Source organism: Nocardia sp. NPDC019219, from assembly GCF_040632645.1.
Classification (GTDB): Bacteria; Actinomycetota; Actinomycetes; order Mycobacteriales; family Mycobacteriaceae; genus Nocardia; species Nocardia sputorum.
Map to the genome: position 1 here is coordinate 802,752 of NZ_JBEYCG010000001.1, position 21,480 is coordinate 824,231.

At 68.7% G+C, this 21,480-nt stretch carries 21 protein-coding genes and 1 tRNA gene; 12 read left to right on the top strand and 10 right to left on the bottom strand.

Annotation, left to right across the window (positions count from 1 at the left end):
* Positions 1 to 2: 2 nt before the first annotated feature.
* The 3 genes from ABZ552_RS03610 to ABZ552_RS03620 all read left to right on the top strand — a co-directional run bounded on the left by ABZ552_RS03610 (position 3) and on the right by ABZ552_RS03620 (position 2,000).
* Entirely contained in the window at positions 3 to 671 is a 669-nt protein-coding gene (locus tag ABZ552_RS03610) for a pentapeptide repeat-containing protein (protein ID WP_281919237.1), read from the top strand.
* Between the two features lie 142 nt (positions 672 to 813).
* Positions 814 to 1,173 carry a helix-turn-helix transcriptional regulator gene (locus tag ABZ552_RS03615; protein ID WP_281919236.1) on the top strand — a complete coding sequence of 120 codons (360 nt, stop codon included), beginning with the start codon at positions 814 to 816 and terminating at the stop codon, positions 1,171 to 1,173.
* Positions 1,174 to 1,526: 353 nt separating this feature from the next.
* Positions 1,527 to 2,000, top strand: a complete 474-nt coding sequence (locus ABZ552_RS03620; RefSeq protein ID WP_281919235.1) for a hypothetical protein — start codon at positions 1,527 to 1,529, stop codon at positions 1,998 to 2,000.
* 539 nt (positions 2,001 to 2,539) lie between these two features.
* Here the strand turns inward: ABZ552_RS03620 and ABZ552_RS03625 are convergent.
* The 5 genes from ABZ552_RS03625 to dcm form a co-directional block, all read right to left on the bottom strand.
* Positions 2,540 to 3,256 (bottom strand): maleylpyruvate isomerase family mycothiol-dependent enzyme, encoded by a 717-nt coding sequence (locus ABZ552_RS03625; protein WP_281919234.1) that lies wholly within the window; start codon positions 3,254 to 3,256, stop codon positions 2,540 to 2,542.
* A gap of 577 nt (positions 3,257 to 3,833) precedes the next feature.
* On the bottom strand, positions 3,834 to 4,226 hold the full coding sequence (locus ABZ552_RS03630; RefSeq protein WP_174553183.1) for a RidA family protein: 393 nt from the start codon (positions 4,224 to 4,226) through the stop codon (positions 3,834 to 3,836).
* 175 nt (positions 4,227 to 4,401) lie between these two features.
* On the bottom strand, positions 4,402 to 5,091 hold the full coding sequence (locus ABZ552_RS03635; RefSeq protein ID WP_357435432.1) for a DUF998 domain-containing protein: 690 nt from the start codon (positions 5,089 to 5,091) through the stop codon (positions 4,402 to 4,404).
* A 218-nt stretch (positions 5,092 to 5,309) separates the two neighbouring features.
* Positions 5,310 to 5,735 carry a very short patch repair endonuclease gene (locus ABZ552_RS03640; RefSeq protein WP_281876766.1) on the bottom strand — a complete coding sequence of 142 codons (426 nt, stop codon included), beginning with the start codon at positions 5,733 to 5,735 and terminating at the stop codon, positions 5,310 to 5,312.
* Positions 5,732 to 6,865, bottom strand: a complete 1,134-nt coding sequence (gene dcm / locus ABZ552_RS03645) for a DNA (cytosine-5-)-methyltransferase (RefSeq protein WP_281881253.1) — start codon at positions 6,863 to 6,865, stop codon at positions 5,732 to 5,734. The genes ABZ552_RS03640 and dcm overlap by 4 nt, the downstream gene beginning before the upstream one ends.
* A gap of 328 nt (positions 6,866 to 7,193) precedes the next feature.
* Here dcm and ABZ552_RS03650 point away from each other — a divergent pair, with 328 nt between their 5' ends.
* Together ABZ552_RS03650 and fadD32 are read left to right on the top strand one after the other, a co-directional pair.
* Complete coding sequence (locus ABZ552_RS03650) at positions 7,194 to 8,444, top strand: KasA/KasB family beta-ketoacyl-ACP synthase (RefSeq protein ID WP_281876767.1); 1,251 nt, start codon at positions 7,194 to 7,196, stop codon at positions 8,442 to 8,444.
* A 111-nt stretch (positions 8,445 to 8,555) separates the two neighbouring features.
* The gene (gene fadD32, locus ABZ552_RS03655) at positions 8,556 to 10,481 is read left to right on the top strand and encodes a long-chain-fatty-acid--AMP ligase FadD32 (RefSeq protein ID WP_281881256.1); all 1,926 of its coding nucleotides are present in this window, start codon (positions 8,556 to 8,558) and stop codon (positions 10,479 to 10,481) included.
* On the opposite strand, the gene ABZ552_RS03660 is transcribed toward fadD32, so the two are convergent.
* Positions 10,478 to 10,756, bottom strand: coding sequence for an antibiotic biosynthesis monooxygenase family protein (locus tag ABZ552_RS03660; protein ID WP_281876769.1), 279 nt, complete (start codon positions 10,754 to 10,756; stop codon positions 10,478 to 10,480). The genes fadD32 and ABZ552_RS03660 overlap by 4 nt on opposite strands.
* Before the next feature lie 349 nt (positions 10,757 to 11,105).
* Between ABZ552_RS03660 and ABZ552_RS03665 the strand changes: the two genes are divergently transcribed.
* Genes ABZ552_RS03665 through ABZ552_RS03675 form a run of 3 tightly spaced genes read left to right on the top strand, consistent with a single transcriptional unit; the run spans position 11,106 to position 15,416 of the window.
* Complete coding sequence (locus ABZ552_RS03665) at positions 11,106 to 12,800, top strand: ABC transporter ATP-binding protein (protein ID WP_281881258.1); 1,695 nt, start codon at positions 11,106 to 11,108, stop codon at positions 12,798 to 12,800.
* Between the two features lie 2 nt (positions 12,801 to 12,802).
* Complete coding sequence (locus tag ABZ552_RS03670) at positions 12,803 to 14,752, top strand: ABC transporter ATP-binding protein (RefSeq protein ID WP_357435559.1); 1,950 nt, start codon at positions 12,803 to 12,805, stop codon at positions 14,750 to 14,752.
* A 49-nt stretch (positions 14,753 to 14,801) separates the two neighbouring features.
* Positions 14,802 to 15,416, top strand: coding sequence for a putative glycolipid-binding domain-containing protein (locus ABZ552_RS03675; protein ID WP_195084967.1), 615 nt, complete (start codon positions 14,802 to 14,804; stop codon positions 15,414 to 15,416).
* Between the two features lie 311 nt (positions 15,417 to 15,727).
* On the opposite strand, the gene ABZ552_RS03680 is transcribed toward ABZ552_RS03675, so the two are convergent.
* Positions 15,728 to 16,738, bottom strand: coding sequence for a prephenate dehydrogenase (locus ABZ552_RS03680; RefSeq protein ID WP_357435436.1), 1,011 nt, complete (start codon positions 16,736 to 16,738; stop codon positions 15,728 to 15,730).
* On the opposite strand from ABZ552_RS03680, the gene ABZ552_RS03685 reads away from it, so the two are divergent.
* The 4 genes from ABZ552_RS03685 (at position 16,737) to ABZ552_RS03700 (ending at position 18,443) form a co-directional block, all read left to right on the top strand.
* The gene (locus tag ABZ552_RS03685; protein ID WP_063019013.1) at positions 16,737 to 17,276 is read left to right on the top strand and encodes a tRNA adenosine deaminase-associated protein; all 540 of its coding nucleotides are present in this window, start codon (positions 16,737 to 16,739) and stop codon (positions 17,274 to 17,276) included. The two genes, ABZ552_RS03680 and ABZ552_RS03685, sit on opposite strands and share 2 nt — an antisense overlap.
* A 43-nt stretch (positions 17,277 to 17,319) precedes the next feature.
* Complete coding sequence (locus tag ABZ552_RS03690) at positions 17,320 to 17,754, top strand: nucleoside deaminase (protein WP_281881260.1); 435 nt, start codon at positions 17,320 to 17,322, stop codon at positions 17,752 to 17,754.
* 57 nt (positions 17,755 to 17,811) lie between these two features.
* A tRNA-Ser gene (locus ABZ552_RS03695) sits at positions 17,812 to 17,899 on the top strand.
* 88 nt (positions 17,900 to 17,987) lie between these two features.
* Positions 17,988 to 18,443: a deaminase gene (locus ABZ552_RS03700; protein ID WP_281876771.1), complete on the top strand. Its 456-nt coding sequence runs from the start codon at positions 17,988 to 17,990 to the stop codon at positions 18,441 to 18,443.
* A 6-nt stretch (positions 18,444 to 18,449) separates the two neighbouring features.
* On the opposite strand, the gene ABZ552_RS03705 is transcribed toward ABZ552_RS03700, so the two are convergent.
* From ABZ552_RS03705 to ABZ552_RS03715, 3 genes are read right to left on the bottom strand one after another with little or no spacing between them, the layout of a single operon-like run.
* Entirely contained in the window at positions 18,450 to 19,397 is a 948-nt protein-coding gene (locus ABZ552_RS03705; RefSeq protein ID WP_281876772.1) for an antibiotic biosynthesis monooxygenase, read from the bottom strand.
* Positions 19,398 to 19,403: 6 nt separating this feature from the next.
* Positions 19,404 to 20,810: an amidohydrolase family protein gene (locus ABZ552_RS03710; protein ID WP_281876773.1), complete on the bottom strand. Its 1,407-nt coding sequence runs from the start codon at positions 20,808 to 20,810 to the stop codon at positions 19,404 to 19,406.
* 52 nt (positions 20,811 to 20,862) lie between these two features.
* Entirely contained in the window at positions 20,863 to 21,480 is a 618-nt protein-coding gene (locus ABZ552_RS03715) for a hypothetical protein (protein WP_357435438.1), read from the bottom strand.

Genomic DNA, 21,480 nt, shown 5'->3' on the forward strand with positions numbered 1-21,480 from the left:
CGATGACCACTGCGCACGGTCGTTCATTGAATAGCGTTCGTCGCTGGCCCGATGACCCGGCGGCTCACCGAGCGTTGGCGGACTATCTGGAGGGTCTTCCCGCCAGTCCATCGGCGGAGCAGACGACGTCATCACTTCTCAACGGCCACGGGCTCGATTTCGCAGGGTCGGACCTTTCCGGTCTGGACCTGCTCGGAGCAGAGTTCAGTGAATCAACGATGAGTCGCGCGCTGCTCGTTGGAGCCGATCTGTATACCGCTTGGCTTGTGGGGGCTCAGCTCTCGGAAGCCGACTTCAGTGACGCTGATCTTCGGAAGGTTCAGGGCCGTGGCTGCCAAGCTCGCCACGCGAAGCTGTGCGGCGCTGACTTGCAGGGAGCGGACTTCAGCCAGTCCGATTTTCTCGGCGCGAATCTTCGCGGAGCACGACTGCAACGAGCCTCGTTCTCGGGATCGGACCTGCGTGACGCCGACCTTCGAGACTGCGTATTCGGCCGAACCAGACTCTCGGGGGCGCGGGTGGCAGGCTGCACCGTCGAGGGGGCCAGCGGATTGGTGATCGGGCCCGTCGACATCGGTACCGACACCCCGATCCTCCTGGATGGACCGGAATTGCTGGATTGGTTCACTTCAAACGGCGCTGCGGGCGTGGAGGTTCGACAACCCGCATAGGTCCGTGTGGTCCGCCTAGGACAGTGGTGTCTTCCATTCAGCTGAAATATATGGAAATTGGCATATTGTGCCGATCTTCGGGCGCTCACTGGTAGACAGAGTTCTGTCCGGTATAAGCATCGCGGGCAACAGGGGGTACGTGATGGTGTTCATGACGACCGGCGAGACCATTCGCCGAATACGCAAATCCGCCGGTATGACACAGGCGGAACTCGGTGCGCTCATTCACTTCACACAGCCAGCCGTCTCCAACCTAGAGCACGACGGCCCGGCCGTTTACGATGTCCGTGTTCTCCGCCGCGTGGCAAAAGCGCTGCAGGTTCCACTTTCCATACTTGCGGTGGAGTCCGACCAGGAGGCGGACGTGAATCGACGTCAGTTCTTCAAGACGGGGGCGGTAGGTGCTGATGGAGCGATGGCAGCAGGCCGAGGGCTGACTCGTGGTGCGGTTGGAAGCGGGCGCATCATGACAGTGTCAATCAGATTCATGAGTTGCAGTTGATACGATTCGCTCGACATCTGGTTGTGCTCCATCGCTGCCAACGGGGTGCGGCATGCCGAGCAGTTGTTGGACTCCGGTAGCTACACCGACCAAATCGGCAAGGCGCTGACCAGCGCTGGTGCTGAGATGATGACTGTCGCAGGGTGGGTCCACTATGACGCGGGTCGTTGGGCCGAAGCGCGTCGCTACTATGCCGATGCCGCGCAGGCGGCCACGGCGGCAAGTGATGGCATCGCCGCTGCCCATGCCTGGGTCAACGCTTGCTTGCTGTCGCACCGCGAGGGTTCGCGGCCGAAGGAAGGTGTCCGCTGGCCGAAGCCGCCCAACTCGCCGCGCGGCGCAATGGAGGGCCGATGCTGCGAGCGCTGGCGGCGATTCGTGAAGCGGAAGCGCGCAGCGTGATCGGTGACCGGACCGCCATGGTGGCAGCTGTGAGTCGCTCGCATCGAGCCTATGAGTCGACACGGGGACACGACCCGGACTACCTCGCCCACTTGCCTGAAGCTCAGCTCAGTGGCTTGACCGGACTGGCATTTATGCGCCTGGGCGATCACCAGACAGCCGGCACCTACTTGCAATGCGCCGTCAACGGCACTGCGGGTTATCCGCGCGAACGGGCTGCCTGGCAGATTCGCCAAGCGCAGAACTCGATTCGATCCGGAGCCATCGCCGAGGGCTGCGACACGTTGACCGCCAACTTCGATGGCCTTCGAGCCGTCGCATCAACCCGGCTTCAAACCGCCCTGGGCGAGATCGTCGACAAGTTGCGGTCGTACTCGTCGGTTCCGGAGGCACGAACATTCCTGGAAAAGTGGATGGCGCACTGATGCTGCGACAGCGCTGCTGCCGCCGCTCGGCTACACCCCCCAACGTGTGGGCTTTTCGTTTACAGAAATATATTCGGCAACCCGGCTGCGTAATTTTTCGTATCGAAATCGGGTACATTCGTACGAGAGGCAATACGCACGCGTGGAGTCGTATCGACCTGGCTTTGCCGTCGGTTTGGTAAATGTCGTCCCCTCGGGAAACTGCCCGCGTGTGAGGTCGATTGCCCGACCATCCACGATATTGAAATAGTGCGACACCGTCTTATTATTGGGCAATAACGCAACGGTGTTCAAAATATCGCCACCGAGATAGTCTTGGACGACGCACGCTGTGACGGCGCATTGTCCCTTCGCACGGTCGCCTTCCGTCCAGTCTCGGGCACTGCTCGTATCTTCAGCCCAGGACTCGTACAGCGCGCTTGCGAGTGTCTCCAACTTTCCAAGACCCACCAGCCCAACGTACCGCGCACCGGCGCTCGCGAGTGGCACACCGGCGAGAGGGCTTCTCGGCCGATGCCGCAGTGGTGTGCCACTCGTGGTTATTTCCAGGCGGGGAGGGTGGGGAGGGGGCCGGTGAGGTCGGTGCCGGGGCTGCGGCCGAGGAGCCAGGCGGCTAGGGAGGGGGCTGGGCCGGAGATGGTTTGGGTCGGGGAGGGGCCGAGGGGGGTGGTGAAGTCGGTGTCGGTGGCCTGGAGGGTGAAGGGGAGAGGCGATTCGGCTGTGAGGCGGGTGAGGTCGGCGGTGGCTTGGGGGAGGATGCGGGAGACGAATGCGGCGGGCCAGTTGGTGGGGGTGTAGCCCGCGTTCAGGTCTACGTGGTGAATCTCGACCTCTTGCAAGCGCATCCACAGGACTTCGGTCGCGGGGATGGGGCGGCCCTGGCGGGTGCGGACCTGTGCTCGCCAAGCGTCGTCGGTGAGTGAGCGGGCCAGGCCGAGGAAACGGGTCGCGGCGGCCTCGTTGTCGGCGAGTTGCTCGGCGAGCGGTCGGGGCGCGCCCGCCTCGATGTCGGCGTCGCGCAGGAAAGCGCTGGCGTATTGCGGGATTTCGACGCCGGTATGGGCCCACAGCAGGAGATTCACCAAGCTGTCTGCGTTGCGGGCGAGGTGGGCCAAGACGTGGCCGCGAGTCCAGCCGGGCAGCAGGGAGGGTTCGGTGACGGCGTGCTCGTCGAGGCCGCGGATGGTGTCGAGCAGGCGGGCGGTCGCCTCGGCGACGGTGTCGAGTTGCACGGAGGTCTGCGAGGCGGTGGTCACGGTTCCGACCCTAGCGAGCCAAGGCCCGGTCCGCCGCGAACGACGGGCCGCGCGCTCGGCCGCTTCGAAGGCCGATGGAACTGTTGTGGGCCCGCGAGGGCGTGCCATCAGTCGTTCACCCGGTCTGGCCGCCGCTGGATATGGGTTCGGGCTCCGGCCGCGTGATGGCATCGCCTCGGAAGGGCTTCGTGCCGCAGGGACACAAGGCGGATTCCGGCAGCAATACCGTGCTTCCACGCGGCGGTGGGATTTCGCCGCAGAGGCGGTCCGGCGCGGTGCGGCGAACCGTCCGGTGGGTCTGTCGAGGGCGACGAGCCGTGGTTCCGGCGAGGGCTGTCATACCGGCATCAGGCGGGATTCCGGCCGCAACTCCCTTAGCCCTACTCGGCGGCAGGGAATCGCCGCACAGGCGTTCCGGCGAACCATCCGGCGTGCCCTTCGAGGGCGACAAACCGCAAGCTCGGGGACCTGAGCCGGGCCAGCACCGCTCCGTTCGCGCGACGATCCGTCCGGTTCGGCGGCACTACCGGCTTCCCGGTCGAGCTGAATCTGGACGAACCCACGGCAGCCGGAATTCCTACCCCCCGACGATCGCGTCGGCTTCGATCTCGACCAGCAGAGCCGGGGTGATCAGCGCCTTGATCTCGTACATCGCCGTCGCGGGACGGATGTCGCCGAAGACCTCGGCGTGCGCCTTGGCGACCTCCGGCCAGCGGGCGATGTCGGTGACGAAGATACGGGTGCGCACCACGTCGGCCAGGCTCGCGCCCGCCTCCTCCAGCGCGGAGGCGATGCGTCGCAGGGTTTCCCTCGTCTGCTCGCCGATATCGTCGCCGCCGACCGCCGTGCCGCCGGGAGCCGACGCTGTGGTGCCGCTGACCGCGATGACATCGCCGAGCCGGACCGCCCGCGAGTAGCCGACGATGTCTTCGAACTCCGAACCCGAGGCGATGTTCACGCGATCACTCATGCGCGACAGCATCGCACGGCACTCGGGCGCGGTCGTTCGGCGGACAGCGCAGCGCCGACGGCACCCGGCCCGGTAGCCGCGGCACGACGTGTGTGCGCTGTCAGCGAGCGGAACTTCGCGCCGCCGATCGTCAGGACGACCATCCGGCCGGAGCCCCCGACAGCGCGGAGGCGCGTCAGCCGGGCTCCCGTCCCTCCACGATCACCGCGGCGGCCAGCGCGATCAACCACAGCGACATCGCGCCCACCTGGATTCGCTGGGCGATGCCGAGGGCGTAATTCCCCGGCAGATTGTCGGCCACCAGCATCCACACCGTTGCCAGCGCACCGGCCACCAGCACGACCGAGCCGAATTCACGTAGTACCCGCCAGCGTCGATAGCGGAACGCGGCGAGGCTGAAGGCGAAGGCGGCGACCGCGATCGCGGTGACCGCCAGCGTGCTCGTCAGCGCGTGCGGCTGGTGCAGCTGCGGGAACAGCTCGCTCGGGCCGCCGCATCCGCTCTCCCCCGGCGTGCAGTCACGCAGCGGCAGCAGGACGTCGGCGATGGTCGCCGCGCCGAAGCAGAACAGCGCGATCCAGCCGACGTCGGTCGGTCGGCGGCGCGGGAACGACAGCAGCCCCGCGATCGCCGCGGGCATGAGCACGGCCCCGACGATCAGGTCCGCGGTCGCGAAAACTTCACGGTACGGCTTGCCCTCGGCGTCCAGTTCGCTGAGGAAGGTGTCGACCGGGTCGAGATCGATGGGCAGCACGAACTGCAGCAGCCAGGACGAATAGCACAGCCCCGCGATGGCGATCGCCGCGGCGACCAGCACCGATACCGGTCGTACGCGCCGAACGGCGTTCTCCGAGCCACCCGTCACGTCCCCATTGTGCTGTTTGCTAGAGCGCGCCGGACAGCGGCAGGCCGCACACGTCACTACCATCCGGCACACAGGGTCTTGTCAGCTACGCCCGGCACGCTGGACGACAGCTGCAACTCGAGGAGGTTCCCATGCTCGGTTTCGCGACTGCCGCCGCCGGAATCGCGGTCATCACCGTGATGGTGATGTCCGGTTATCTGGCCGCACACGCTCCGCGTTCACTGGTGCGGGTCCGGCACCGCTGACAACGTCGACTGGACTCGGTCGGCCGCGCTGACGGGATCCTCGTGCTCCCAGACGCGGACCACGCGCCATCCCGCCGCGGCGAGCGCCGCGTCGGTGGCGCGGTCGCGGGCCACGTTGCCCGCCAGTTTGGCCGCCCACCATTCGGCGTTGTTCTTCGGATCGGTGGCGTGCTGCGGGCACCGGTGCCAGAAACAGCCGTCGACGTAGACCGCGACGCGGCGGCGCGGGAAGACCAGGTCGGCGCGCCTGCGCTGGCCGCGGATGGGTGCGCGGTCGACGAAGTAGCGCAGCCCGCGGCGATGTAGTTCCCGGCGCAGCGCGAGTTCGGGGTCGGTTCCGGTGCGACGTTGGCGCGCCATCCGCGCGCTGGTGGCCGCGTCGGTAGTCGGCCGGTTCATGCCGCCCAACCGCCCATCCGGTCCAGATGACTTTCCACATCGGCCAGGAAGCCGGGCGGGAAACGCAGACTGCCCATGGTGGTGCGGCGGAGGAACCCGGCCGTCGCGCGCGCGGAGAGCAGCTGCGCGTCGGTGAGGAAGCCGGCCAGATCCTCGTACGGCTCGTGCACCGGCCACGTCGAGACCGGCACGCGATAGGCCACACCGGCGTGCCCCCACGCGGCGACCGGCCACGGCGTGCCCGGCGCCAGCGGTTGATCTCCGGAGATCGGCTCGAGCGGAGCGGCCAGCCGCGACCCCACCCAGGACGCCATCCGCACGCTCACCGCGTTGCCGACCAGCTTCCAGCGGTGGCCCTTCCTGATGCCCGGCAGTTCGGTCGCGGGCGCTGTCCAGCCGGCGTCGAAGCCCTGGAGGCGTTCGGCGTCGGCGATGCCGGGCGTGACGATCTCCCCGGACGGCAGCCGCACCGCGGGCGGGCTCGCGATGCCGAGCGCGGAGCCGCCCTTCAGCGTCGGCACCGCGTTCACCGCCCAGCCGAGGCCGCGCACCCCCTCGGTCCAGTAGAAGCCGCACGGATCGATCGCGGGATCGCCGATCGTGCGGGGACCGGCGTCCTCGCCGAACAGCACCCCGCGCGGGTCCTCGGTGCGCGAGGCCAGCATCACCACCCGCTGCCTGCGTTGCGGCAGCCCGAAGGCGCGGGCGTCCACCACGCGGTAGGCCCAGGTGTAGCCGAGTTCGTCGAGCGCGCCGGTGATGTGCCGCATGGCCGCGCCACGGCCCAGTTGCAGCATGAACGGCACGTTCTCGATCACCAGCCAGCGCGGGCCGCGTTTGCGACGCACCAGCCGGAACACTTCGTCGACCAGACCGGAACGGGTGCCGGTGATGCCCGCGGTGCGGCCTGCCTGAGAGAGGTCCTGGCACGGAAATCCCGCCGCGACCAGTTCCGTTCCCGCCGGGATTGCCCGCAGCCGGGTGATGTCGGAATGCAGCGGCACGTCCGGGAAACGAGCGGCGAGCACGCCTTGGGCCCCGGGCTCGATTTCGCACAGCAGTTCGGTATGCCAGCCGTGCCTGCCGAGGCCGAGCTCGAGCCCGCCGATCCCGGCGAACAGCCCGACCATCCGCGCGCCCGTCAACGACCTTCCCTTTCTCGCGTCCACACCGGACGCCGCCCGCGCGCCCGGGGAGCAGGTTACTCGAGTCGTCGGGGGCGATCCCCCAACACGCGACCATCGCCACCTGCACCTGGTACGGTCCGCGTGTCACGCCGTGCGATCGGTGCGCATTTCCAATAATGCACAAGGGTGGTCGCACACGGACGTGATGACCGGCCGTTCCGCCTGCGCTCCAGTGCCATCCGTGCGGGCCGCCCACGATTCTGGTGGCGTGCTCGCGCACTGCTTTTGCTCGACGAAGTTCCAGAGCGACGCTAGGGAAAGTGAGCGAAACATGCAGATGCCTTCCACGAAAAACGGACGATTTCCCTCCGTTGTGGTCACAAGCCTCGCGGCCACCACGTCCCTCGCGGGTGACGTGGATTCCACGTGGAAGGGCTTGCTCAACGGCGACAGCGGTATCGACGTCCTGGAAGACGATTTCATCGACGATTTCGAGCTGCCGGTCCGCATCGGCGGGCATCTGAAAGTTCCGCCCACGGCGTATCTGGACGCGGCGGAGTCCCGCAGGCTCGCCTACGTCGAGCAGCTGGCCGTCGTGCTCGGGCGCGAGGTCTGGCGCAACGCGGGCAGCCCGGAGGTGGACAAGCACCGTCTGGCGGTGTCCATCGGAACCGGGCTCGGTGGCGCGGAGGCGATGATCCACGCTCGGGACAAACTGCACAACGGGGGCTACCGCAAGGTGTCGCCGTACACCGTCCAGGCGGTGATGCCGAACGGCGCAGCGGCCTGCGTCGCAGTGGAACTCGGCGCCCGGGCCGGGGTGACGACACCGGTGTCGGCCTGCTCCTCCGGCGCGGAGGCGATCGCCAACGCGTGGCGGACGATCGTCATGGGCGATGCCGACATGGTGGTCACCGGCGGGGTGGAGGGCTCGATCCAGGCACTCGCGATCGCGGCGTTCTCCATGATGCGCGCGATGAGCACCCGCAACGACGCGCCGAAGAGCGCCTCGCGCCCGTTCGACGCCGACCGCGACGGTTTCGTCTTCGGTGAGGCGGGCGCGCTGCTGGTGCTGGAGACCGAGGAGCACGCGAAAGCGCGCGGCGCGACCATCCACGCCCGGCTGATGGGCGCGGGCATCACTTCGGACGGCTTCCACCTGGTGGCGCCGGACCCCGAGGGCACCGGCGCGGCGCGCGCGATGACGCGGGCGATGCGGACGGCCGGTTTGGCCAAGGCCGACGTCACGCACGTCAACGCGCACGCGACCGCCACTCCGATCGGGGACACGGCGGAGGCGCGCGCGATCGGCCAGGCGGTGGGCAGCCACGCGTCGGTCTACGCGCCCAAATCGGCCCTCGGCCATTCCATCGGCGCGGTTGGCGCGCTCGAATCCGTGCTGACCGTGCTCACCGTGCGCGACGAAATAGTCCCGCCCACGTTGAATTTGGACAATCAGGACCCGGAAATCGATCTCGACGTGGTGCACGGCAGCTCCCGGCCCGGCCGGATCGATTACGCCCTGAACAACTCGTTCGGATTCGGCGGCCACAACGTCGCGCTCGCCTTCGGCCGGTACTGACCGCCAGGTGGCCGGGACACCTGCTAGCCTTCCCGACGCTTCGTTATCGACCTGTGTTCGGTGTCATTGCACGGCCCGAGTGTCTGTGCGCTGGAAAAGGATAAGGCGATGATCGACGAAACCTTCGACGACTATTTGGACGATCAGGGCAATATCAGAATTCGGGGGGACAAGACTCTGATCGACTTCGTCGACAAGCACAGCAGGGAGAACGGCGACGACCTCGCCTACCGCTTTATCGACTACTCGCGGGAAAGGGACGGCGAATACCTGGAGCTCACCTGGCGGCAGTTCGGTGTGCGCCTGCGCGCGGTGGCGGCGCGGCTGCAACAGGTCACGCAGCCGGGCGACCGAGTGGCGATCCTCGCCCCGCAAGGGCTCGACTACGTCGTCGCGCTGTTCGCCGCCGTGTACGCGGGCAATATCGCCGTTCCGCTGTTCGATCCGGAGGAACAGGGGCACACCGACCGCCTGCACGCGGTGCTCGGTGACTGCACGCCCGCCGCGATCCTCACGGTGGGTTCCGCGGCGAGCGGCGTTCGGAAATTCTTCCGGCACCTGCCGCCGCCGCAGCGTCCGCGCATCATCGCGGTGGAGGCGATCCCGGACACTGTCGGCGCCTCCTGGGTGCGCCCGGACATCAACATCGACAGCGTGGCCTATCTGCAGTACACCTCGGGCTCCACCCGGACGCCCGCGGGCGTGGAGATCACCCACCGCGCGGTGGGCACCAACCTGCTGCAGATGATCGACGCCATCGGCGTCACCGAGAATTCGCGGGGGGTCACCTGGCTGCCGCTGTTCCACGACATGGGTCTACTGGCCGTGATCCTGCCGACGGTCGGCGGCGGGTTCATCACCATCATGTCGCCGAGCGCGTTCGTACGCCGCCCGTACCGCTGGATAAAGGAACTGGCCGCCGCTTCCGACGGCGCCGGGACTTTCGCCGCCGCGCCCAATTTCGCGTTCGAGCACGCCGCGGCGCGTGGCAAGCCGAAGCCGGGCGAGGAATTGGACCTGTCCAATGTGATCGGGTTGATCAACGGCAGCGAGCCGGTGTCGGTGTCGTCGATGAAGAAGTTCAACGAGGCGTTCGTGCCGTACGGGTTGCCGGAGACGGCGATCAAGCCCTGCTACGGCATGGCCGAGGCGACGGTGTTCGTCTCCGCTACCCGGGCGAAGGACAAGGCGAAGGTCGTCCATGTCGACCGGACCGAGTTGAACGCCGGGCGGATGGTCGAGGTCGCCGCGGATGCCGACAACGCCATCGCGCAGGTGTCCTGCGGATACGTCGCGCGGTCGCAGTGGGCGGTGATCGTCGATCCGGAACACGGCACCGAGCGATGTGACGGCGAGGTCGGGGAAATCTGGCTGCACGGCGAGAACATGGGCATCGGATACTGGGGCCGCCCGGAGGAGACCGAGGCCACCTTCCGCGCCCAGTTGGCCGAGCGGCTGCCCGAGGGCAGTCACGCGGAGGGCGCCCCGCCGGACGCCAACTGGATGCGCACCGGCGATTTCGGGGCCTACCTCGACGGCGAGCTGTACATCACCGGCCGCGTCAAGGACTTGGTCATCGTCGACGGCCGTAACCACTATCCGCAAGACCTGGAGTTCTCGGCCCAGGAATCCAGTACGGCCCTGCGTCCCGGATTCGTCGCGGCGTTCTCGGTGCCCGCCAACGAATTGCCCGCGCTGGTCTTGGAAGGGGGCAGCCGCTCCGGCCTGACCCGCGACGCCGAGGACGTCTCGGAGCAGCTGGTCATCGTCGCCGAGCGCAATACCGGCGGAGGCAAGGTCGAGTCGGAGTCGGTGGCCGACACGGTGCGCGCCGCGATCGCGCAGCGGCACGGCGTCATGGTCCGTGACGTGCTGCTGGTGCCCGCGGGTTCGATTCCGCGCACGTCCAGCGGCAAGATCGCCCGCCGCGCCTGCCGGGCGGCCTATCTGGAGGGCACGCTGCGCGGCGGCCACCAGCAGCAGGCTTTCCCGGACGCGCCGCAGGAGTGGGAGTCCGAGACCGCGGTCGTCGGCTAGAGCCGGGTCTCGGTCTCGTACTCGAATTCCCGGACGTCGGCGCTCACGATCTGGGCGTCGAGGTCGCCCGAGGTGCCCGTGCCGCGGAAGCGTTCCACCGCGGCACGGGTCGCCCAGCGCTCGTAGACGTTCACCCGATCGGATTCGATCAGGTCCGCGCCGAGGCTGAAGTCGAGGCAGCCTTCGGCGGCGCGGGCGAGGGCGACGACTTCCCGGCAGCTGTCGAGGTAGCGCTCGCGATCGGTGACCCGTAGACATCCGGCGACGATCAGCATGGGGGAATCTTAGATCCGCGCGGCTTGACCTCGAGTTCGCTCGAGGTTGTCGACTTGGCGAATGAGCGTGGAACCCGTCGCCGCGACGAGCGCGGATGTCCGGCGGCGGCCGGAAAATCGGTTGGTCGACGCACGTTCCGGTGCGACCCTGGAATGTCGGACCCCGCTGCGAACATCACCGTGGGTCCCGTTCTCCGCCGCCAGTCGCATACCTCGAGGGGGAGTCTTGTCTGTCGCACTGGACGTTTCGCCGGCCGAACCGGAGGCCGACAGAACGGAGCGGCCCGCCGCCACGGGCCGGCTGCATTCGCTGCGCCGATTCTGGCCGTACCTGCGTCCGCACATCGGGATGCTGCTCGCCGCCAGCGGCCTCGCGCTGCTGTCCGGCCTGACGGCCGTCGTCATTCCGCTGATGATCGCCCGGATCATCGATGGCCCGGTCGCCCACCGCGATCTCGGGGGCGCGCTGTGGCCGGTGGCCGCGGTGCTGGCGCTCGGCCTGCTGGAAGCCGGTGGCGTGTGGGGACGCCGCTGGCTGATCGCCGCGCCCGCGACCCGGTTCGAGATCACGTTGCGCGCCAAGATATTCCGGAAACTGCAAGCGCTGTCGATCGGCAGGCACGACGCGTGGGAGTCGGGTCAGCTGCTCTCGCGGGCGATCGACGACCTGGCCACCATGCGCCGGTTCGTCTCCTTCGCGGGACCGTTCCTGCTCATCCACGGTGTGATCATTCCGGTCGGCCTGCTCGTGCTGATCGCGCTGAGCCCGCAGATCGGCGCCATCTTCGCGGTGATCTCGATCCCGCTGGTCATCGGCTGCATCCGTTTCGAGCGCCGGTACGCGGTGGCCTCGCGGCGGTCCCAGGACCAGTCCGGTGACCTGGCCACCACCGCCGAGGAGTCCGCGCAGGGCGTACGGGTGCTCAAGGCGTTCGGACGGGGCGTTTTCTTCGGACGCCGTTTCACCGCCCAGGCGCAGGAGCTGCGGCAGACCGAGTTGCTGAAGGCGCGCCTGGACGCGACATTGTGGTCGAGCATGGTGAGCCTGCCGCAGCTGGCCATCGCGTTCGCGCTCGGCTACGGCGGGTACGCGGTGGCGCACGGCACGATGACGCTCGGCACCTTGATCGCGGGCATCACGCTGGCGACTTTCCTGCAGTGGCCGATCATCTGGACCGGCTTCCTGCTCGCCGAGCTGAACGACGCGCGCACCGCGGCCGACCGGTACTGGGAGATCATCGACACCCCCGTCGACATCACCGACCCGGCCGATCCGGTGGACCTGCCCGAGCGCATCCGCGGCGAACTGCGGTTGGACGCGGTGCGATTCGCCTTCCCCGACGCCGAGAAAGACGTGCTGCGGGAGGTGTCGCTGCGAGTTCGACCAGGCGAGACGGTGGCGCTGGTCGGCGCGACGGGAAGCGGTAAGACAGCACTGCTGAACTTGATTCCGCGCTTGTACGACGTGTCCGGCGGCGCGATCACCATCGACGGCATCGATATCGCGACGATGCGCGTCGCCGACCTGCGGTCGCTGGTCTCGGTGGCGTTCGAGGACCCGGTGTTGTTCTCCGCGAGTGTGCGGGAGAACGTCGCGCTCGGCGACCCGGCCGCCACGGACGCCGATGTGCGCCGGGCGCTGGAGGTCGCGCAGGCCACCGAGTTCGTCGACGACCTGCCCTGGGGCTTGGACACCAGGATCGGCGAACAGGGCCTGAGCCTGTCCGGTGGCCAGCGGCAGCGACTCGCGCTGGCCCGTGCGGTGCTCACCGGCGCGGGCGGGGGCGAGGGCAGCCGGATCATGGTGCTCGACGACCCGCTGTCCGCGCTCGACGTGGAGACCGAGGAGCGGGTGCAGGCCCGTCTGCGCACCGTGCTGGCCGACGCGACGACGCTGCTCGTCGCGCACCGTCCGTCCACGGCGGCGCTGGCCGACCGGGTGGCGGTGCTCGCCGACGGCCGGATCGTCGCGGAGGGAACCCACGACCAATTGCTGCGTACCAGCAGAAGCTACCGCGAACTGATGGGAGGTGAGCAGCTGTGAGCATCACGACCACCGAATCGAAAGACGAGGCGCCGGAGGAGCTTCCGGAACCCGAGGAGCGGGCGGCCGACTGGCGCGGCATCGCGGGCGAGGACAAGGAGGTCACCGAGACCGGGAATCTGGTGCTGGCCGGACGCTCCCGGCGGCTACTGCTCGACCTGGTCAAGCCCTACCGCAAACTCACCGCGCTCGCGCTGGTGCTCATCGTGCTGGACAACGTCGCCAAGGTGTCGGCGCCGCTGTTCGTCGCGCACGGCCTGGACACCGGCATCGCGCGCGGTGTCGAGGGGAACTGGACGCCGCTGGCGTGGACCGTGGCCGGTTACCTCGGCTCGGTCCTGATCAGCGTGATCAGTACGTACTCCTTCCTGCGGGTGTCCGGCAGGCTGAGCCAGAGCGTGCTGTTCGACCTGCGCGTCCGCGCGTTCGCGCACACACAGCGGCTCAGCGTCGCCTTCCACGAGAAGTACACCTCGGGCAAGGTGGTGGCGCGGCTCACCGGCGACATCGAGACGCTGCAGGAACTGCTGGAGAGCGCGCTCAACCAGGCGCTGAGCGCGATCCTGTCGGTGGTCACCATCGCGGCGCTGCTGATCTACCTGGATCAGACGCTCGCCGCGATCGTGCTGACCGGATTCGTCCCGCTGGTGCTGGTCACCCGCTGGGCGCAGCGCAGGCAGCGCGCGGGCTACCGGCGCACGCGCGCCGCGATCGCCAAGGTGGTCGTGCAGTTCGTCGAGTCGATGGGCGGCATGCGGGCGGTGCAGGCGTTTCGCCGGGAGCAGCGCAACGAGTCGGTGCTTGCGATCGAGGACTCCGAATACCGCCGGGCGACCACCGCGGCCATGCGCGGCATGGGTGACTACGCCGGCCTGACCAAACTGCTCGGCAATCTGACCACCGTGATCATCATCGTGGTCGGCGCCCGGCGGGTGATCGAGGGTGATCTCGCGGTCGGCGTGCTCGCGGCCTACCTGCTGTACCTCAACGAGTTCTACGGGCCGCTGGACGAGCTGGCGCAGGTGTTCAACGCCTACCAGTCCGCGGCGGCCGCGCTGGAGAAGATCTCGGGCGTGCTGGAGGAGGAGCCGTCGGTGCCCGAGCCTGCGCGTCCGGTGGCGCTGGACAAGGCGTCCGGCGCGGTGCGGATGGAGAAGGTGTGGTTCGGCTATTCGAGCGCACCTGCGGCGGACGCCGGCCACTCGCCGAGAGCCGATGCCTCGACAGGGTCGTCCACCGAGCCGGGCAAGCCCGATCGGCGGACGCGGCCGGTGCTGCCGGAGTTCACCCTGGACATCCCGGCGGGGCAGGTGATCGCGCTGGTGGGTGCGACCGGCGCGGGCAAGTCGACGCTGGCGAAGCTGCTGACGCGGTTCTACGACCCGTCCGGCGGCACCGTCACCCTGGACGGCATCGACCTGCGCGACCTCGCCGACGTCGACCTGCGCCGCAACGTGGTGATGGTCACGCAGGAGTCGTACCTGTTCTCCGGGTCGGTGGCCGACAACATCCGGTTGGGCAGGCCCGAGGCCACCGACGCCGAGGTGTTCGCGGCGGCGCGCGCCGTTGGTCTGTACGACTTCGTGCGGGCGCTGCCGGAGGGCTTCGCCACCGACGTGCGCAAGCGCGGCGGCAGGCTCTCGGCGGGGCAGCGGCAGCTGGTCGCGTTCGCTCGGGTGTTCCTGGCCGATCCCGCCGTGATCGTGCTGGACGAGGCCACGTCGAGCCTGGACATTCCGAGCGAACGGCTGGTGCAGCGGGCGCTGGAGACCGTGCTGCGCGGGCGTACGGCGGTGATCATCGCGCACCGGCTGTCCACGGTGGCGATCGCGGACCGGGTGCTGGTGCTGGAGTCCGGCCGGATCGTCGAGGACGGCACGCCGGAGGCCCTGATCGCGGGGACCGGCCGGTTCGCCGGCCTGCACGCGGCGTGGCGGGAGTCGCTGGTGTGATGAGCGGCGGTTGTACGGGCCGGGGCCGGGTGTCGCTTACGGTAGATACGTGACGACCCCAGCCTCCGACCCCGAGAGCGCCGCCGCGAGCCCGCAGGAATCCCGGTGGCCGGCGATCCTCACCTGGCGCGCCCACGACGCGACGCGCATGGAGTCGGTGCGGGTGCAACTCAACGGCAACCGCATCCGCGCCGCCGGGCGCATGATCGGCGGCGCGAGCGCGGACCACCCCGCGTTCAGCGCGTCGTACGACCTGGTCACCGACGAGAACGGGGTGACGAAGCGGCTGTCGGTGCGCACCACGACGGCCGCCGGTGAGCGGCACGCCTCGATCGCCCGCGACGAGGAGGACTACTGGCTCGTCGACGCCGGCGGCAACCATGTGCGCTCGACCTTCGCCGGGGCGCTCGACGTGGACGTGGTGCTCAGCCCGTTCTTCAACACCCTGCCGATCCGCCGCTACGACCTGCAGCACGCGGTCGAGGACCGGCAGGTCCCGGTGGTCTACGTCCGCCTGCCCGACCTGCTCGTCCAAGAGGCCACGCTGATCTACAGCAGCGCCGCCGACGGCATCAGCGTGCTGTCGCCGGTGTCCAGCGCGACCGTCACGGTGGACGCCGACGGATTCGTGCTGGACTACCCGGGCCTGGCCGAACGCATCTGAGGCGACACCGCGGTACGCGAGTCGAGCTTTTGCGCCGAGGAGGGCCATCGAGTCCCGAGGTTCGAGTAATCTCGCCGACGCTCAGCCGGGGCCGCCGACGGCAGCGCCGAGCCGACACCCCGGACGAACTCGTTGTTCGGCAGCTACTCGACGAGGGAGTGTCGCCGGAGCTGCCCGGCTCGTCCTCGCACAGTTCGACGCCTACGGACCTGCGGCCGAAGGGAAACGTGGCAGTCGCGAGGTATTCACTCACGATCAGCAGCGGCCGGGCCGACTCCGGCAGGTCGGGGGAGTGGACGGCTCTCGCACGGTCAGTCCAGCCGGGTGATGACCCCGCCGCGCTCGCCTGCCGCGCGCAGGTGCTCCAGCCAATCGCGGTCACCCGCGCGGATATCCGTGATCTCCCAGCGCCGCGCGGATTCGTAGCGTCGCCGCGCGTCGTGCCCGGCCTCGACCAGATCCGCGAGGGACGTCGCGTCGCGCAGGCTGTCGCGGGCCGTGGCCAGCACCGTGAGCGTTTCGTCCAGAACCTCCAGCAGCGCGGTCGAATTCGGTTCGCAGATGGCGCGAACCAGGTCGGGCGCCGTGCCCGCGACCCGCGTACCGTCCCGGAACGACCCGGCCGCGAGTCCCAGCGCCAGATCACCGCCACCGGCGCCCGCCAGCGCCAGCGCCTCGGCAAGTACGTGCGGGAGATGGGAGATGCGCGCGACGGCGCGATCGTGCTCGGCGGCCACCACCGGAACCACCACCGAGCCGCAGTCCAGCGCGAGCCGCACCACGCGGGTCCACGGGTCGGCCCTGGTGCCTTCGTCCACGCCGACCGCCCATACCGCGTCGCCGAACAACTTGGCATCGGTGGCCGCCCAGCCCGATTCGGACGTGCCCGCCATCGGGTGACCGCCCACGTACCGTTCGGCGAGTCCGTGGGCGCGCACGGCCGCCGCGACCGGCGCCTTCACGCTCACCACGTCGGTGAGCGCGCACTGCGGCGCGTAGGTCGCGATGGCGGAGAGCATGTGGTCGACCGCGGGCATCGGCACCGCGACGACGATCAGCGCATCGGCCGCGTCCGCGCGGCGCAACGCGGCGGGCAGGTCTTCGGTGACGTCGAATCCGTCCGCGCGCGCGGCCCGCGCGCCCGCCGCCGACCGGTTGTAGCCCCAGCCGTCGTAGTCCGCGGCGACGGCCGCGCGCAATAGCGACCCACCGATCAAACCGGTCCCGAGGACGCATACGGGAGCTTTCTTCGCCGAAGTCACCGGAACAGATTCGCATACGACTTCAACATTTCCCCTCGAGCCGACTACCGTTGCGGCCATGGCAGCACAGCGCTCGGGCACGAACAGGGCGGCGTCGGACGATTACGACGACGTGGAAGGGTTCGCAGTGGCGGTTGTCCGCGAAGAAGGCAAATGGCGGTGCAGTCCGCTGAGCCGGGACGCCCTCACCGATTTGTCCGCCGCGGAGAGCGAACTGAAGGCTTTGCGCAGCTCCGGAGCGGTGTTCGGGTTGCTCGACATCGACGACGAGTTCTTCATCGTGCTCCGGCCCGCGCCGAGCGGAACCCGGATGCTCGTCTCGGACGCCACGGCCGCGATCGATTACGACATCGCCGCGGATGTCCTGGAAGCCCTGAACGTGGAAATCCCCGATATCGATCCGGACGAACTGGACGACGTGGAGCCGTGGGAGGAGGGCGACCTGGGGGTGCTCGCCGATCTGGGCCTGCCCGAACCGGTGCTGAGCGTCATCCTCGCCGAGACCGATCTCTATCCGGACGAGCAACTCGGCATGATCGCCCAGCGCCTCGGCTTCGCCGGAGAATTCGCCGCGGTACTGGACAAGCTGCCGCGCTGACGTGGGCGTTCCCTCGGACGACCCGATCCCGTCGGACGCCGACATGGTGCGCGCCGCCATCGCAGCCGCGGCGGCCGCCGGGGCTCGTGACGTGCCGGTCGGTGCGGTGGTATTCGACGCCGCCGGAAGAGAACTCGCGCGAGCCGCGAACGCCAGGGAGGCGCTCGGCGATCCGACCGCGCACGCGGAGATCCTGGCGCTGCGCCGGGCCGCCGCGGTCCACGGCGACGGCTGGCGACTGGAGGGCGCCACCCTCGCCGTCACGCTGGAGCCGTGCACCATGTGCGCGGGCGCGCTGGTGCTCGCGCGGGTCGGCCGCCTGGTCTTCGGCGCCTGGGAGCCGAAGACGGGCGCCGTCGGGTCGCTGTGGGACGTGGTGCGCGACCGTCGTCTCAACCACCGGCCCCAGGTGCGTGGCGGCGTGCTCGAGGACGAGTGCGCGGCGCTGCTCGACGATTTCTTCCGCGCCCAGCGCTGAGCCCGCAGGTCAGCAGGCGATTTAGTGATCCGGCGACGGTCCGGTATGGTTGTCGGCGGTGGCGTGTCCGAGCGGCCTAAGGAGCACGCCTCGAAAGCGTGTGAGGGGTAACCCCCCTCCGAGGGTTCAAATCCCTCCGCCACCGCTCCAGCCCCTCATCTGTTCGCGCAGGTGAGGGGCTTTTTCGATCGGTCGAAGGACGAGTGCGTCAGCAGCCGAAGGAGGGCGATACGGTGACCGAGCCCGACCACCGCTACTGGATGAACCGGGCCATCGAGCTCGCGCGCCTGTGCCCGGTGGCGGCGGGCGCGTTCTCGGTGGGGGCGGTGATCGTCGCCGACGGCGTGGAGATCGCGACCGGCTACTCCCGCGAGTCGGACCCGAAGGAGCACGCCGAGGAAGCCGCGCTGGGCAAGCTGGACCCGGCGGATCCGCGGCTGGCGCGGGCCACGCTGTACAGCACGCTGGAACCGTGCTCGGAACGCGGGACGAAGGACCGGCTGCCGTGCACGGATCGGGTGCTGCGGGCCGGTATCCCGATGGTGGTCATCGCGTGGCGGGAGCCGTCGACGTTCGTGGTGAATTGCGTGGGCGTGGAGAGGTTGCGGCAGGCGGGTGTGACGGTGGTGGAGCTTCCCGACCTGGCCGAGGCCGCGATGTCGATGAACCGGCACCTCGATCTGTCCTGAGCGGGCTCAGTCGTAATCCCAGTACTGCAACCAGCGCACCGACGCGAACAGCAGCAGCGTCAGCGCGTAGAGCGCGACGACCACCGCCGCGCCCATGACGCTGACGCGCGGGCTCGCGCCGTCGATCGGATCGAGCCAGCGGCGGAACCAGCTCGCGACCGCGGGCGAGAGGAAGTAGCTCATCAGGCCCACGCTGATGATCTGGCTGAGCCACAGGGCCAGCCACGGTGGCGCGGCGAGCCGGTCGAGCACCGGCCCGAGGAAGCGCGACAGCACCATTACCGTCGGATACAACACCAGCAGCACCATCATGGCGGTCTTCCAGGTCGGCGTCATCCTGGTCTCACCGCCGACCGTTCGCACGGTCGAGCCGAACGGCGTGGTGTGCGCGTCCACGGTGAAGTCCTCGGTCAGTTTCTCCCGCAGTTCCGGTAAGGCGGCGGCGCGTTCGTCGGAGCGCAGCCATTCCGACAATTGCCGTTCCGTGCGGAATCGAAGCACCGAGAACCAGCGCCCGCCGTCCGACGGGAACAGGGCAGCGCCTTCGAATCCGGGGAACTTCGAGCTCACGGCGACCAGTCGCGCCTCGGTCGCCTCGAATTCGGCTTCCTTCTCGCGTGCGACGCTGTGCCGGAAAACGCCGATGCCCGGCGGCGGCGACTCGCCTTCCACGAAGACCAGATCCGAACTCTTGCGATGGAAGCCGAGCGCTGCGCCGTCGGACAATGCGCCCGCCCGTTCGGCCGAGTCGAGGAATGCGTGCAGCGCCGGTTCGGATCGGAATGTGACGCTGCATCCCGGATCCAGCAGCGGATTTTCGGTCACCGCCACGGACGCATTCACGAATCCGTCCTTCTCGCGGGCTAATTCGGTCATCCGCGCCAGCCATTCCCGGAAAGCCGCGTCGTGCGCTGGTCGGTGGAAGACCGTTACGGCGGTGGCGGCGGCGTCCATCGGGAACTATGCGGCGTCGACCCGACGGCCCCGCACGTAGACCTCGGTGATCGCGGGCTCGCGAATACCCATCAGCAGCGCGAACAGCGTCTGATCCCGCGCCAATGCAGGGTCGTCGGAACGAATGCCGAATGCCAGGCTGCTTTCCAGCGCCGGAACGCGCCCCGGTTCGATCACGAGGAAATCGGCCTCCTTGCCGATGTCGAAGTTCCCGAACCGGTCTTCCATATCCAAGGCGCGTGCGCCGGCCAGCGTGCCGGTGAACAGCATTTCCGCCGGATGCATCGACACGCCGAGCTCGCCCGGCTCGGAGATGTGCACCTTGAACGCGGCCGACAGCACCTGCGGGATCAGCCATTCGTCGCCGCCGCCGTAATCGGTGCCCGCGGCCACCGTGACGCCCGAGGCGAGCGTCCGCTTCCACGGCATGGTGCCGGAGCCGAGGAACTGCTGCGATACCGGGCAGTGCGCGACCGACGTGCCGGTCTCGGCCATCCTCCGCAGCTCGGCGTCCTGACAGTGCACGCAATGGGCGAGGATGCTGCGCCTGCCGAGCAGGCTTTTGCCCCCCGTGGCCGATCCGGGCAGGAACTTCCCGTCGTAGGTGTCCAGGTAGGTCGTCACGCCGTATGCCTGCTTGGTGCTGTCGACTTCACCGGTGCCCGGGCGGTTGTTCTCGTTGAGGTGGGTGTGGAAGTAGACGCCGCGCCCGCGCACCGAATCGTAGAGTTCGCCCAGGTTCTTCAACGTCGTCCGAGTGACCGCCAAGGAGAACCGCGGGACGATCGCCACGTGCAGTAGCGCGGTGCCCACCTCACCGGTGTCGGCCGCGTGCCACTTGCCGATCTCCTCGCCGGTCAGGCGAATGGCATCGTCTTCGGAGGTGATCAAGGGCGCCGCCGCGGGTTCTCCCGTCGTCTGGATGCCGCGGCCACCGACCATCCGGAGCCCGCGCCGCCGGGTTTCGGCGAACAGGGCGTCTTGCGCGTGCGGGAAGGCCGAGCCGAAGACCATCGCCGCCGTGGTGCCCGCGGCGATGCGGCGCGCGCAGAATTCGGCGGCCGCGCGCCGGGCGAATTCGGGGTCGGCGTACCGGGATTCCGCCGGATAGATGCACAATTCGAGCCACTCCAGCAGCTGCCCGCCGCCGTAGGCGTCCCCCGCGAAGGTCTGCGGGAAATGAATGTGGGTGTCGACGAATCCGGGAAGCAGGAATCCGGGGCGATGATCGAACACCTTTTCGGCGCGGTACTCGGCCGGAATATCGGAGCGCGGTCCGCAGAATGCGACACGGCCACTGTCGTCGATTATCAGCGCGCCGTCCGGGACGTCGACCAGCGCGTCGGACACAGCGCCGGCAGCGGGACTTCCGGCGATGTGAAAAATGTGCCCCAAGTGGACTTGGCTCACCATTCGAGGAGAACACACATCGATCCGGGACGCGAGCGGATCGCGTGAAATGAGATCAGACGCCGCGCGAGAACAATGTCACCGGTGGCGGCATACGGTAGCCGGCGAGTTTGATGAATCGCGCGCTCACGCCGCGCTGCCTGTCCTCCAATGGTCCCGCTCCGACGGTGTTCATCATGCGGTTGATCACGTTGAAGCAGGTGCCCACCCAGACGGCCTCGTCGAACGCTTCGCGGGAAACGCCCGCCAGCCGGACCAGCGCGGCGTCCTCGGCGGTCAACGCGTCGGGGTCACGAGCCATCTTCGCGAGGAAATCGAGCATGACCCGGGCGTCGGGGCGCAGCGGGGAGTCCTTGCCGCCGGCCAAGGCGCGGGTCACCACGTCGGCGTCGGCGTACGCGCCCGCGATCGCTTCGTGCGAGGTGGCGCAGAACGGGCACTCGTTGGCCTGGGAGGTGTGCGTCGCGAAGATCTCGCGTTCGGCGACGGTCCAGTAGGAGGGGCCGCGCATGACGTCCTGAATCAGCTCCGACAGCGGGGATCCGAAGAATCTGTGCCGGTAGAACAGCACCTTCAGCACCGCGGGGACTTCCACGCGGCTGAACCGCCGCATGGTCCACAACACGAGCCGGGTCGGCCGGTCGTGGCCGGATCGCACCGCTTCCAGCCACAT